This window comes from Streptomyces sp. NPDC058620 (genome assembly GCF_042717135.1).
Lineage (GTDB): Bacteria > Actinomycetota > Actinomycetes > Streptomycetales > Streptomycetaceae > Streptomyces.
This window is the reverse complement of record NZ_JBHXQO010000047.1, coordinates 1-13,626: the sequence shown is the minus strand read 5'-3', so window position 1 is coordinate 13,626 and position 13,626 is coordinate 1. Positions and strand designations below refer to the sequence as shown.

Below are 13,626 nucleotides of genomic sequence, written 5' to 3'. Positions count from 1 at the left end.
GGCCGGAACGGCCCATTCCTGGGTTGATTCGCCAACCGTCGGTGGGCTGTTAACCATTTGTTGCCGCCACGTTGGGCCGCTCCTCGGAATGCCTTCCTAACTTCTAGGACGTGCCCCCACGTACCAGCAATACGGCTGATCAGGCCGTTACCGCCTCCGACGGCAGCACGGCGCTCCGCGTAGCCGTGCTCGCCGACTCCGACACCCGGTGGAAATGGGGCGCGCTCACCGCGCGCCGCCTCACCACCGGCACCGACGCGTCGCTCGCACACGAACGCCCCGTCGAGGTCAGCGGACTGCTGCTGCGCGGCCGGGCCACGCCCACGCCCCGGCAGCTCGCCGAGGTCGGCGAAGTGGGTATCGAGGCCGGACGCGTACGTGAGGTGACGGCGGTCGAGTTCCTGCACACGGTGCGGGACGAGGGCTACGACATCGTGGTCCTCGCCCTCGTCGGCGGCGCCGTCCAGGCGATGCTGCACGGACTCGCCGCGCTGGAGCTGCCCCGCAGGCCTGTGATCGTCACCGGTTACGTGGGCGTCGTCTACGAGAAGCTCGCGGACGGACTCCTCCTGCGCCACGGCGCGGACGTCGTCCTCGCCAACTCCCGCCACGACGCCGGGCGTTTCCGCGCGGTGTACGAGGGGGTGGGCGCCGATGCATCGGCCGTCACGGAGGCCGCGCTGCCGTTCCTCGGCGGCGCGCCGCACCGGCCGGAGGAGGGGCGCGACACCGTCGTGTTCGCCGCCCAGCCCTCCGTACCGGCATCCCGCGCCGACCGTACGTACCTGCTGCGCAGGCTCATCGAGCACGCCAGGCTGCACCCCCGCCGCGAGGTGCTGCTGAAGCTGCGCTCCAAGCCGGGCGAGCACACCACGCACATCGAGGAACTGCCCTACCAGCGGCTCGCGGAGAAGCTCCCGGGCGGTCTGCCGCCCAACTTCCGCCTGGTGTACGGGCACATGGGCGAGGTCCTGGACCGCACCGACCTGCTCGTCACCGTCTCCTCGACGGCCGCGCTCGAATCCCTGCACCGGCGGATACCGACCGCCGTCCTCTCGGACCTCGGCGTCCGCGAGACCCTCGGCAACCACCACTTCATCGGCTCCGGACTCCTCACGTCCTGGGACCGGCTGGACGGCGGTTTCCGGCCCCGGCCCGACGAGGAGTGGCTGGCCGGCCAGGGTGTCGCCGCCGACGGGACGTACGCCACGGCGTACGACACCGCACGGGCCACGGTCACCGCCCTGCTGGAGCGGGACCAGCTCCCGCCCCTCGCCCCCTACTACACACCCGCCACCGCCCCGGGCTACCTCCCCGGCATCCTCGCCCGCCACCACCTGGGCCCCGACGGCCACCCGCTGCCGGGCGCCGTGACCCCCAGGGAGACCGGCCGGGTCAGGGGAGTGGTGCGCGAAACCGTACGCAACGCGGCACGCGGGGCCTACCGGCAGGGCGTCCAGCGCGTCGCCCCGGTGATCCGCCGGATGGGCGAGCTGTGACCGGGCGACCCGCGGACTCCCGCGCCGACACCGGGCGACCCGCGGACTCCCGCGCCGACACCGGGCGACCCGAGAACTCCCGCGCCGAGAACACCACTTCAGGAGCTTCCATGACGCCGACGACGACCCCGACCGTGCTCGCAGTGATCCCCGCCCGCGGCGGCTCCAAGGGCGTCCCCGCCAAGAACCTCGCCCAGGTCGGCGGCGTCCCCCTCGTCGCCCGTGCCGTCCGCGCCTGCCTCGGCTCCACCGAGGTCACCGACGTCGTCGTCACCACCGACGACCCGGCCATCGCGGAAGCGGCCGCGGACGCGGCCGCCGCGCTCGGCGAAGCCGCCCGGCTGCACTGCGTCCAGCGTCCCGAGGCCATCGCCGGGGACACCGCGACCAGCGAGGCCGCCGTCCTGCACGCGCTCGACAGCTACGAGGAACTGCCCGGCCGGACCGCTGACGTGGTGCTCCTGGTGCAGTGCACCAGCCCCTTCGTCACCCGCGAGGACATCGACGGCGTCGCCGCAGCGGTCGCCCGCGAGGGTGCCGACACGGCCGTCACCGTCGCTCCGTTCCACGGTTTCGTCTGGCGCGACGGCCACGCGGTGGAGGACGACACCTACGGCGTCAACCACGACAAGGCCGTACGCCCCCGTCGGCAGGACCGCCCGCAGGACCTGCTGGAGACCGGCGCCGCTTACGCCATGGCCGTGCCGGGCTTCCGTACCCACCGCCACCGCTTCTTCGGCCACACCGCGCTGGTGCGCACCGACCCGGCCCGCGTGCTGGAGATCGACGACCCGCACGACCTGGCCCGCGCCCGCGCCCTCGCGCCGCTCCTGGACCCCTCACCGCTGCCCACCCGCGAGGACATCGACGCCGTCGTCCTCGACTTCGACGGCACGCAGACCGACGACCGGGTCCTCATCGACTCCGACGGACGCGAAACGGTCGCCGTCCACCGGGGCGACGGCCTGGGCATCGCGGCCATGCGCAAGGCGGGCCTGCCGCTCCTGATCCTCTCCACGGAACAGAACCCGGTCGTCGCCGCCCGCGCCCGCAAGCTCCAGATCCCCGTCCTGCACGGCATCGACCGCAAGGACGAGGCGCTCAAGCAGTGGTGCGAGGAGCAGTCCATCGCCCCCGAGCGCGTCCTCTACGTCGGCAACGACGTCAACGACCTGCCCTGCTTCGGCCTCGCGGGCTGGCCCGTCGCCGTCGCCAGTGCCCACGACTCGGTACGCGCCGCCGCGCGTGCCGTCACGACCACCCCCGGCGGCTACGGCGCCATCCGCGAGATCGCGGCCTGGCTCCTGGGCCCCACCCTCACCACCCCTTCCACCACCCCTGTCTCCACCCCCACCAAGTAAGGAACGCACCACCATGAGCAACACCTCCCGTCTGCGCACGCTCGGCACCCGTACCGCGGGCCCCGGCCGCCCCGTCTACGTCACCGGCGAGATCGGCATCAACCACAACGGTGACCTCGACAACGCCCTCGCGCTGATCGACGTGGCCGCCGAAGCCGGCTGTGACGCCGTCAAGTTCCAGAAGCGCACCCCGGAGATCTGCACCCCGCGCGACCAGTGGGACATCGAGCGGGACACCCCCTGGGGCCGGATGACGTACATCGACTACCGCCACCGCGTCGAGTTCGGCGAGGACGAGTACCGCACGATCTCCGACCACTGCGCCAAGCGCGGCATCGACTGGTTCGCCTCCCCGTGGGACACCGAGGCCGTCGCCTTCCTGGAGAAGTTCGACGTCCCCGCCCACAAGGTGGCCTCCGCCTCCCTCACCGACGACGAGCTGCTGCGCGCGCTCCGCGCGACCGGCCGCACGATCATCCTCTCCACCGGCATGTCGACCCCGCGCCAGATCCGCCACGCGGTGGAGGTCCTGGGCTCGGACAACATCCTGCTCTGCCACGCCACCTCGACGTACCCGGCGAAGGCGGAGGAGCTCAACCTCCGGGTGATCAACACCCTCCAGCAGGAGTACCCCAACGTCCCGATCGGCTACAGCGGCCACGAGACGGGCCTCCAGACCACGCTGGCCGCCGTCGCGCTCGGCGCCGCGTTCGTCGAGCGCCACATCACCCTCGACCGCGCCATGTGGGGCTCCGACCAGGCCGCCTCCGTCGAGCCGCAGGGCCTGACCCGCCTGGTCCGCGACATCCGCACCATCGAGGCGTCCCTCGGTGACGGCGTCAAGAAGGTGTACGAGTCGGAGCTCGGCCCGATGAAGAAGCTCCGCCGCGTCGCGGGCGTCGTCGCCGAGGGCGACGCGACCGCCGAGCCGGTCGCGGTCTGAGCGCCGACCGGTGAACCTCGCCTTCGTCGAGAGCCCGGTCCAGCTCCTGAACGTCCTGGAGTGGACCTATGCAAGGGGAGGACCCGACGCGACCACCACCACGGTCGTCGTCCTCCCCCCGGTCGACCCGATGTCGCGCGGTCAGCTGCGCCGGATGGCAGAGCTGGCCCGCGACGAGGGCATCACCGTGCGATGGCAGGAGGCGCGCGGCGACGCCGGCGCACCCCTGAAGACGCTCCGTGCCCTGGCGGGCCTCGTCCGCCGGGCCGAGCACATCGTCATCGGCGACCCGTTCTCCCGCTACGTACAGCTCCTCCTCACGATGGTCCGCGCCCGGCGCCTCACGGTGGTCGACGACGGCACGGCCACCATGGAGTTCGTGGCCCAGCTGGCCCGGGGCGAACGCCTCGTGCGCTGGCACCGCAGGGGTGGCAGCAAGGGCCCGCGCGAACTGGTGCTGGCCCCGGTCACGGCCGCCGCCCGCCGCCGCTTCACCCCTTCGGCGACCCACACGGTCGAGGTGTTCACCGCGATGCCGGTCGAGGCTCCGCCCGGCATCGTGGTGACCCCGAACGAGTTCGCCTGGACCCGGGCGCGCTTCGGGCCGCCCCTGATCACCCGCGGTGCCGACCTGGTCGGCACCTCCCTGGTCGAGACGGGCGTGGTCGACCCGGTCCCGTACCAGGAGGCGGTCCTCGCCCTGGCCCGCACCCACAACGCCACCCGCTACTTCGCGCACCGCCGCGAATCCGCGGACAAACTCCACGCCCTGGAAGCCGCCACCGGACTGGAGATAGTCCGCCCGGACCTCCCCCTGGAACTCATCGCCCGCCGCGGCCCCATCGGCCACACGGTCCTGAGCTTCCCGTCCACGGTGGTCCACACCCTGCCCCTGGCCCTGGTGGGTACGGGAGTGAAGGTGGCGGTCTGCGACATCGCCCCGGAATGGCTCCGCGAATCGGCCTCACCCCGCGCCCAGGGCTTCCTGAGCGGCGTCACGGAAACGGCCCGCGACGTCCAGCGCCTGTCGCCGTGGCGCCTCACGTCGACGGCGGTGAGGGAAGCCTGAGACCATCGGGCGGGTCTGCCGGAAAAGCGGTCCGGGGGGCCGCCGGGCGAACGGTGGAGCTTACCCACCCCCATCTCACGCCACACGCCGCCGCACCAACTTTTGTTCCTCTATGCGGTGGAAGTTTTGTTGATCTGTGGCCAGTTGAGGGGTCGGGGGCTCTACCCTTCAACAGGTGAACCAGTTGAAGTCACGCGCGTCCCACTCCGATGCCGAGCTGCCCGGGGGAGCGGCCCAGCCCGGTGCCCTGCCCGGTGCTCTGTCCGACGAGCTCCGGCTGGAGCTGATCGCGTTCCGGCGTGATCTGCACATGCACCCCGAGCTCGGCAACCAGGAGTTCCGTACCACCGCGGCCATCAAGGCCAGGCTGGAGGCGGCCGGGCTCGCGCCCCAGGTCCTGGACACCGGGACCGGCGTGATGTGCGACGTCGGTACGTGGGACGGCGTACGGCCCATGCTGGCGCTGCGCGCGGACATCGACGCCCTGCCCATCCCGGACACCAAGGCGGGCGTGCCCTACCGGTCCACCGTGCCCGACCGGGCGCACGCCTGCGGGCACGACATCCACACCGCCACCGTCCTCGGCGCCGGCCTCGTGCTGGCCGCGCTCGACCGCCAGGGGCTGCTGCCGAACGCCGTGCGGCTGATCTTCCAGCCGGCCGAGGAGGTGCTGCCCGGCGGCGCGACCGACGCGATCGCGGCCGGTGTGCTGGAAGGCGTCGGGCGGATCATCGGGGTGCACTGCGATCCGCGGGTCGACGTCGGCATGATCGGGCTCCGGGCCGGGGCGATCACCTCCGCCTGCGACCGGCTGGAGGTCTCCCTCGACGGGCCCGGCGGGCACACCGCCCGGCCGCACCTGACCACCGACCTGGTCACCGCCGCCGCCAAGGTGGCCACCGAGGTGCCCGCCCTGCTCTCCCGCCGGGCGGACGCGCGCTCGGGGCTCGCCGTCACCTGGGGACGGCTGGAGACCGGTCACGCCTGCAACGTGATCCCGCAACACGCCGAGATGTCCGGAACGGTTCGCTGTCTGGATCTGGCGGCCTGGCGCGCGGCGCCCGACCTGGTGCACGCGGCGATCGACGAGGTGGCCGGAATGTACGGGGCCAAGACCGTGATCGAGTACGTGCGCGGCGTGCCGCCCGTCGTCAACGACGCGGCGGTGAGTGATCTGCTGGGCGCCGCGATGACGGAACGGCGCGGTTCGTATGCGATCGAGGACACCGAACAGAGCCTCGGAGGCGAGGACTTCTCCTGGTACCTGGAGCACGTTCCGGGTGCGATGGCACGGCTCGGGGTGCGCACGCCGGGCGACACGCGCGGCCTCGACCTGCACCGCGGGAACTTCGACGCGGACGAGGAAGCGATCACGGTCGGAGTGGAGCTTTTCACGGCCGCCGCGTTGCTCGATGGCAACCACACGTAACCGGACAGGCCACCTCCTGTTCGCGACGATCCGATAACGGCTTCCGTACAGGTCCTTATCTGACATCTACGCGCGTTACGATCGCCGCGAAACCAGCGCCGGAAGAGGCGCTTCGGTCAGGTTTGAAGGAGCCTTCCCTTGCGCCGGGTATCCAAGTTTGCTGCCGCGTGTACCGTCTCTGCGGCCCTCGCCTTCACCGCCACCGCGTGTGGCGACTCGTCCACCGATGACCCTGGTTCCGACAAGGACCAGATGAAGATCGGCATGGCCTACGACGTCGGCGGCCGTGGCGACAACTCGTTCAACGACTCCGCGGCCCGCGGCCTGGACAAGGCCAAGGCCGAGTTCGACGCCGAGACCAAGGAGCTCACCGCCAAGAGCGGTGAGACCCCTGCCGACCGTGAGACGCGTCTGCAGTCTCTCGCCGAGGGCGGCTTCAACCCGGTGATCGCGGTGGGCTTCGCGTACAAGGACGCGGTCGACAAGATCGCGCCCAAGTACCCGGACACCACCTTCGGCCTGGTCGACTCGGTCGCCGAGGCGAAGAACGTCGCCAACATCGTCTTCACCGAGGAGCAGGGTTCCTACCTCGCCGGTGTCGCGGCGGCGCTCAAGTCCAAGGACGGTCAGATCGGCTTCATCGGCGGCGTCGACCTCCCGCTGATCAAGAAGTTCGCCGCGGGCTTCCAGCAGGGCGTCCTGGACACGAACCCCAAGGCCAAGGTGCAGATCCAGTACCTGACCACGGGCTCGGACCTGTCCGGCTTCGGCAGCCCCGACAAGGGCAAGGCCGCTGCCAAGGGCATGCTCGACAAGGGCGCGGACGTCATCTTCGCCGCCGCGGGCGGCTCCGGCGCCGGTTCCATCGAGGCCGTCGCGGGCAAGCCCGGCTCCTGGTCCATCGGCGTCGACTCCGACCAGGCCAAGGACCCGGCCCTGTCGAAGTACGCGTCCACGATCATGACCTCGGTCGTCAAGAACGTCGACGCCGGTGTCTACGACCTGTCGAAGTCCGTCAAGGACGGCGAGCCGCTGACCGGCACGCAGACGTACTCCCTCGCCAAGAACGGCGTCAGCCTGACCACCACGGGTGACCACCTCAAGGACATCCAGGCGCAGCTCGACGAGGCGAAGAAGAAGATCGTCGACGGCGACATCAAGGTCAAGACCACCCTCTGACCTGCCCGCTGATTCGGGGCCCGGTGGAGCGGCTTCGGCCGTTTCTCCGGGCCCCGATTCGCATGCGGAGGGCGCGCCCCGCGCGTCCCCTCCGCCACCTGCCGTCAGGTGTCCAACGATTCGGTGGCGCTACGCGCGTAGCGTGCGGGGAGCACGGTATTTTTCGCCACGCCCCCGCATCCGCTCCGTCCTGATTCCGCCGACGTACCCATCCACCGCCTCCGCCCTCCGCTCCTGCCAAGGAGAGTGCGCCATCAAAGCGTCCAGCAGTCCTCATGCCGTCGAGCTCCGCGGCATCACCAAGCGATTCCCCGGTGTCGTGGCCAACCACGACATCGACATCACCGTGAACCGCGGCACCGTGCACGCCCTCGTCGGCGAGAACGGCGCCGGCAAGTCGACCCTCATGAAGATCCTGTACGGCATGCAGAAGCCGGACGAGGGCACCATCGCGGTGGACGGCGAGCAGGTCTCGTTCAGCAACCCCGGTGACGCCATCGACCGCGGCATCGGCATGGTGCACCAGCACTTCATGCTCGCCGACTACCTGACCGTCCTCGAGAACGTCGTACTCGGCTCCGAGAAGCTGCACGGCATCGGGGACCGGGCCCGCGCCAAGATCAAGGAGATCTCCGACGCGTACGGCCTCGGGGTCCGCCCGGACGCCATGGTCGAGGACCTCGGGGTCGCCGACCGCCAGCGTGTGGAGATCCTCAAGGTCCTCTACCGCGGCGCGCGCACGCTGATCCTCGACGAGCCGACCGCCGTCCTCGTACCTCAGGAGGTCGACGCCCTGTTCGACAACCTCCGCGAGCTCAAGGCCGAGGGCCTCACCGTCATCTTCATCTCGCACAAGCTGGGCGAGGTGCTCTCCGTGGCCGACGAGATCACGGTCATCAGGCGCGGTACGACAGTGGGCACCGCCGACCCGGCGCACACCACGACCAAGCAGCTCGCCGAGCTGATGGTCGGCAGCGAGCTGCCGTCGCCGGAGACCCGCGAGTCCACGGTCACCGACGTACCCATGCTGACCGTCGACGATCTGCGGCTGACCGCCACCGACCCGGACGGGGTGGTGCGCGCCGTGCTCGACGGCGTCTCCTTCACCATCCACAAGGGTGAGGTGCTGGGCATCGCGGGCGTCGAGGGCAACGGCCAGTCCGAACTGGTCGACGCCATCATGGGCATGCGCACCCTCGACACCGGCGCCCTCACGCTGGACGGTGCGGACATCTCCCGCGTCCCCACCCGCAAGCGCCGCGAGGACGGCATGGCCGTCATCCCCGAGGACCGCCACCGGCACGGTCTGCTCCTGGAGGCCCCCCTGTGGGAGAACCGCATCCTCGGCCACGTCACCGAACGCCCCAACAGCAAGGGCGCCTTCCTCGACCTGAAGGCGGCCCGCGCCGACACCGAGCGGATCGTGCGCGAGTACGACGTCCGTACGCCCGGCATCGAGGTCACCGCGGCCTCCCTCTCCGGCGGCAACCAGCAGAAGCTGATCGTCGGCCGCGAGATGAGCCACAGCCCCAAGCTGCTGATCGCCGCCCACCCCACCCGTGGTGTGGACGTCGGCGCGCAGGTGCAGATCTGGGACCAGATCCGCGAAGCGCGCCGTGAGGGCCTGGCGGTGCTGCTCATCTCCGCCGACCTCGACGAGCTGATCGGGCTCTCCGACACCCTGCGCGTGATGTACCGCGGCCGTCTGGTCGCCGACGCCGACCCGGCGACGATCACCCCCGAGGAGCTCGGCTCCGCCATGACGGGCGCGGCGAGCGGTCACCTGGAAGCCCCGGCCGGGGACGGCACACCCGCCGCACCCGGTGCGGACGACACCCGCGCCGTGAACGACCCCGACGGGGGAGAGGACCGATGAAGAAGTTCGACAAGGAGCGGCTGCTCCTGGGGATCGCGGCCCCGCTGCTCGCGATCGTGGTCGCGTTCCTGGTGACCGCGCTGGTCCTGGCCGCGACGGGCAAGGAACCGTTCAACGCCTTCGGCATCATGTTCGAGTACGGACTGAAGGCGGACAGCCAGGTCTACATCCTGAACAAGGGCACGACCTACTACCTCGCGGGTCTCGCGGTCGCCATCGGATTCCGGATGAACCTGTTCAACATCGGTGTCGACGGCCAGTACCGCCTCGCCGCCTTCTTCGCCGCCGCCCTCGGCGGCGCGCTGACCCTGCCGGGCGCCCTCCAGATCCCGCTGATCATCCTCACCGCGATGATCGTCGGCGCGATGTGGGCCGGTATCGCCGGTGTCCTCAAGGTCACCCGGGGTGTCAGCGAGGTCGTCTCGACGATCATGCTGAACGCCATCGCGACGGCGATCATCGGCTATCTGCTCCAGCAGGGCCGGCTCGGTCACCTCGACGAGGCCGGCACGAAGATCTCGACCACTCCGATCCCGGAGTCCTCGCACTTCTTCGAGTTCCCGACCACCCCCACCCCCGTCTGGGGCTTCATCGTGGTCGCGGTCGTCGCGGGCGTCGCCTACTGGTTCGCGCTCTCGCGCACCCGGTTCGGCTTCGACCTGCGTACCGTCGGCCAGTCCGGCTCGGCCGCCGAGGCCAGCGGTGTCGACGTGAAGAAGATGGTCGTCACGTCGATGCTCATCTCCGGCGCGATGGCCGGCCTGATCGGCATGCCGACACTGCTCAACGACAGTTTCGAGTACAGCGGCGACTTCCCGGTCGGCATCGGCTTCACCGGTATCGCCATCGCACTGCTCGGCCGTAACAACCCGGTCGGCATCGCCCTCGGTGCGCTCCTGTGGGCCTTCCTCGAACGCGGCACCGGAAAGCTCGAGTTCGAGGGGTACGACAAGGAGATCGTCGGCGTCATCCAGGGCGTCATCGTCCTGTGCGTCGTCATCGCCTACGAAGTCGTCCGCCGCTACGGCCTCAAGCGCCAGCAGAGCAAGGTCGGCGCGGAACTCGCCGCACAGGCCCGTAACTCCGACCAGCAGGAGGTGTCGGCGTGACCGCCACGGCGACTTCCACCCCGCCGCCCGCAGCCCCCAAGGTTTCCGGTGGCAAGGGCGGGCGCACGCGCTTCTCGTTCCCCGTCATCCTCCTGATCATCGCGGGCGCGCTGCTCGCGCTGTCCGCGGTGCGTGCCATCACCGGCGCCCAGGACGTCACGTCGGCGGGCCAGATCAGTGCCGCCCTCGCGATGGCCGTGCCGATCGGCCTCGCCGGTCTCGGCGGCCTCTGGTCCGAGCGGGCCGGTGTGGTCAACATCGGCCTTGAGGGAATGATGATCCTCGGCACCTTCTTCGGTGCCTGGGCCGGATGGCAGACCGACCCGTGGCTCGGTGTGCTCGCCGGTGTCGTCGGCGGCATGGTCGGCGGGCTGCTGCACGCCTTCGCCACCGTCACCTTCGGCGTCGACCACATCATCTCCGGTATCGCCATCAACATCCTGGCGCTGGGTTTCACCACCTACTTCGCCAAGCTCTGGTTCAACTCCGGTGAGGCCGCGGCGAAGGGCGGCAGCCCCAAGCAGTCGCCTCCGGCCGAGGAGATCACGACGGTGACGGTCCCGGGCATCTCGGACTGGCTGCACTCGGTCGAGACGCACCACTGGTTCTTCGTCTCCGACGTGGCCGGCATCCTCGGCGGCCTGGTCACCAACGTGTCGCTGCTGACGCTGGTCGCCGTGGTGCTGTTCATCGCCACGTTCTTCGTCCTGTGGAAGACCTCGTTCGGTCTGCGCCTGCGCTCCTGCGGCGAGAACCCGATCGCCGCGGAATCGCTCGGCGTCAACGTGTACTTCTACAAGTACGTCGCGGTGATCGCCTCCGGCGGCCTCGCCGGACTCGGCGGAGCGTTCCTGTCGCTGGTCACCTCGCACATCTACAACGAGGGCCAGACCGGCGGCCGCGGCTACATCGGTCTCGCCGCGATGATCTTCGGTAACTGGCGGCCCGGCGGGCTCGCCATGGGTGCCGGCCTGTTCGGCTTCGCCGACGCGCTCCAGCTGCGCAACGGCGGCGAGTCCGTCCACGCACTGCTGCTGCTCCTGGTGGTCATGCTGGCGGGCCTCGCGGCCTGGAAGCTCTACCGCAAGAGCTATGTGCCGGGCGTGATCAGCGCCGCGATCGCCGCCGTCGTGCTGCTCTGGTACCTCACCACGGACACCGTGCCGACCGAGTTCGTGAGCGCCACGCCGTACATCGTCACGCTCCTGGTGCTCTCGCTCTCCGCGCAGCGGCTGCGCATGCCCAAGGCTGACGGCATGCGCTACCGCAAGGGCCAGGGCAAGTGACGGCCGCCGCGGACGTCGACTGGGAGGCCCTGCGCGCGGCCGCCCGGGACGCCATGTCCCGTGCGTACGCGCCGTACTCGGGTTACCCGGTCGGCGTCGCGGCCCGCGTCGACGACGGCCGTACGGTCGTCGGCTGCAACGTCGAGAACGCCTCGTACGGCATCGGGCTGTGCGCCGAGTGCGGACTGGTCTCCCAGCTGCACGCCACCGGTGGCGGCCGGCTGACCCACTTCACCTGCGTGGACGGGACGGGCGCGATCCTGGTCCCGTGCGGCAGGTGCAGGCAGCTGCTGTACGAGTTCGGCGGACCGGAGCTCCTCCTGGAGACCCCGGACGGTCTCCGCACGCTGGACGAGATGCTGCCGCAGGCGTTCGGCCCCCAGCACCTGGCCTAGAGCCTGACTTCTTGCGCACCGGGCGGGCCCGTTCCGGGTCCGCCCGGTGTTCGATCAAACCTCTATGCGCGTAGAGTCAATCGGACTCCTGCGTACGTATCCGGCCGGAAGGACTCCCCGCCCATGGACGCCATCTCCGTCATCCGCACCAAGCGGGACCGCGGCGAGCTGACACCCGAACAGATCGACTGGGTCATCGACGCGTACACCCGCGGCGAGGTCGCCGACGAGCAGATGTCCGCGCTGGCCATGGCGATTCTGCTGAACGGCATGAACCGCACCGAGATCGCCCGCTGGACCGCCGCGATGATCGCCTCCGGCGAGCGGATGAACTTCGCCGCGCTCTCCCGCCCCACCACCGACAAGCACTCCACCGGTGGTGTCGGCGACAAGATCACGCTGCCGCTGGCCCCGCTCGTCGCGGCCTGCGGCGCGGCCGTGCCGCAGCTCAGCGGCCGCGGGCTCGGCCACACCGGCGGCACCCTCGACAAGCTGGAGTCCATCCCCGGCTGGCGCGCGCACCTCTCCAACGAGGAGATGCTGAGCGTCCTGGAGGGCACCGGCGCGGTGATCTGCGCGGCCGGTGACGGTCTCGCCCCCGCCGACAAGAAGCTGTACGCGCTCCGCGACGTCACCGGGACCGTCGAGGCGATCCCGCTCATCGCCAGCTCGATCATGTCGAAGAAGATCGCCGAGGGCACCGGCGCGCTGGTCCTGGACGTCAAGGTCGGCTCCGGCGCCTTCATGAAGACCATCGAGGACGCCCGCGAACTGGCCTCCACCATGGTCGCGCTGGGCACCGACAGCGGCGTACGGACCGTCGCCCTGCTCACCGACATGGCGACCCCGCTCGGACTGACCGCGGGCAACGCCATGGAGGTACGGGAATCCGTCGAGGTCCTGGCGGGCGGCGGCCCCCAGGACGTCATCGACCTGACTCTCGCCCTCGCCCGGGAAATGCTCGACGCCGCGGGCCTCAAGGACGCCGACCCGGAGAAGGCCCTCGCCGACGGCTCCGCGATGGACGTCTGGCGCCGCATGATCTCCGCCCAGGGCGGCGACCCGGACGCGAAGCTGCCGGTCGCCCGCGAGCAGCACGTGGTGACCGCGCGCTCCTCCGGCGTACTGACCCGCCTCGACGCCTACGACATCGGCGTCGCCGCCTGGCGCCTCGGCGCGGGCCGCGCCCGCAAGGAGGACCCGGTGCAGGCGGGCGCCGGCGTCGAGATGCACGCCAAGCCCGGCGACAGCGTCACGGCGGGCCAGCCCCTGCTGACGCTGCACACGGACACCCCGGAGAAGTTCGAGTACGCCCTGAAGGCGCTGCCCGGCTCCTACGACATCGCCCCCGCCGGCACGGAGTTCACTCCGACCCCGGTGGTACGCGAGCGCATCGCGTAACGGCGCAGCACGCGAACGGCCCGCCCGGACGAGGAGATCGTCCGGGCGGGCCGCAGTCATGCGGTGGGCGGTCCTACTT

The 13,626-nt window shown here is 70.7% G+C and carries 11 protein-coding genes; all 11 read left to right on the top strand.

Annotation, left to right across the window (positions count from 1 at the left end; genetic code table 11):
• Positions 1 to 110: 110 nt before the first annotated feature.
• The 11 genes from ACFWSK_RS29640 (at position 111) to ACFWSK_RS29590 (ending at position 13,547) form a co-directional block, all read left to right on the top strand.
• Positions 111 to 1,499 (top strand): DUF6716 putative glycosyltransferase, encoded by a 1,389-nt coding sequence (locus tag ACFWSK_RS29640; protein ID WP_383792690.1) that lies wholly within the window; start codon positions 111 to 113, stop codon positions 1,497 to 1,499.
• A 110-nt stretch (positions 1,500 to 1,609) separates the two neighbouring features.
• Entirely contained in the window at positions 1,610 to 2,860 is a 1,251-nt protein-coding gene (locus tag ACFWSK_RS29635; protein WP_383792688.1) for a cytidylyltransferase domain-containing protein, read from the top strand.
• 13 nt (positions 2,861 to 2,873) lie between these two features.
• Entirely contained in the window at positions 2,874 to 3,803 is a 930-nt protein-coding gene (locus ACFWSK_RS29630) for an N-acetylneuraminate synthase family protein (protein ID WP_383792684.1), read from the top strand.
• A 10-nt stretch (positions 3,804 to 3,813) separates the two neighbouring features.
• Positions 3,814 to 4,872, top strand: coding sequence for a hypothetical protein (locus ACFWSK_RS29625; RefSeq protein WP_383792681.1), 1,059 nt, complete (start codon positions 3,814 to 3,816; stop codon positions 4,870 to 4,872).
• Positions 4,873 to 5,056: 184 nt separating this feature from the next.
• Entirely contained in the window at positions 5,057 to 6,301 is a 1,245-nt protein-coding gene (locus tag ACFWSK_RS29620; protein ID WP_383792779.1) for an amidohydrolase, read from the top strand.
• A gap of 138 nt (positions 6,302 to 6,439) precedes the next feature.
• Complete coding sequence (locus ACFWSK_RS29615) at positions 6,440 to 7,480, top strand: BMP family protein (RefSeq protein ID WP_383792679.1); 1,041 nt, start codon at positions 6,440 to 6,442, stop codon at positions 7,478 to 7,480.
• 253 nt (positions 7,481 to 7,733) lie between these two features.
• Positions 7,734 to 9,356, top strand: coding sequence for an ABC transporter ATP-binding protein (locus tag ACFWSK_RS29610; protein ID WP_383792776.1), 1,623 nt, complete (start codon positions 7,734 to 7,736; stop codon positions 9,354 to 9,356).
• A complete protein-coding gene (locus ACFWSK_RS29605) occupies positions 9,353 to 10,465 on the top strand; it encodes an ABC transporter permease (protein WP_383792676.1) in 1,113 nt (370 codons plus the stop codon). The genes ACFWSK_RS29610 and ACFWSK_RS29605 overlap by 4 nt, the downstream gene beginning before the upstream one ends.
• Positions 10,462 to 11,751, top strand: a complete 1,290-nt coding sequence (locus ACFWSK_RS29600) for an ABC transporter permease (RefSeq protein WP_383792674.1) — start codon at positions 10,462 to 10,464, stop codon at positions 11,749 to 11,751. The genes ACFWSK_RS29605 and ACFWSK_RS29600 overlap by 4 nt, the downstream gene beginning before the upstream one ends.
• Positions 11,748 to 12,146: a cytidine deaminase gene (locus ACFWSK_RS29595; RefSeq protein ID WP_383792671.1), complete on the top strand. Its 399-nt coding sequence runs from the start codon at positions 11,748 to 11,750 to the stop codon at positions 12,144 to 12,146. The genes ACFWSK_RS29600 and ACFWSK_RS29595 overlap by 4 nt, the downstream gene beginning before the upstream one ends.
• A 123-nt stretch (positions 12,147 to 12,269) precedes the next feature.
• The gene (locus ACFWSK_RS29590) at positions 12,270 to 13,547 is read left to right on the top strand and encodes a thymidine phosphorylase (RefSeq protein WP_383792667.1); all 1,278 of its coding nucleotides are present in this window, start codon (positions 12,270 to 12,272) and stop codon (positions 13,545 to 13,547) included.
• Positions 13,548 to 13,626 lie beyond the last annotated feature (79 nt).

What these genes read in the sequence shown, in the direction of transcription:
- ACFWSK_RS29635 (WP_383792688.1), top strand. Translation starts at nt 1,610, where the DNA reads ATGACGCCGACGACGACCCCGACCGTGCTCGCAGTGATCCCCGCCCGC.
- ACFWSK_RS29630 (WP_383792684.1), top strand. Translation starts at nt 2,874, where the DNA reads ATGAGCAACACCTCCCGTCTGCGCACGCTCGGCACCCGTACCGCGGGC.
- ACFWSK_RS29605 (WP_383792676.1), top strand. Translation starts at nt 9,353, where the DNA reads ATGAAGAAGTTCGACAAGGAGCGGCTGCTCCTGGGGATCGCGGCCCCG.
- ACFWSK_RS29590 (WP_383792667.1), top strand. Translation starts at nt 12,270, where the DNA reads ATGGACGCCATCTCCGTCATCCGCACCAAGCGGGACCGCGGCGAGCTG.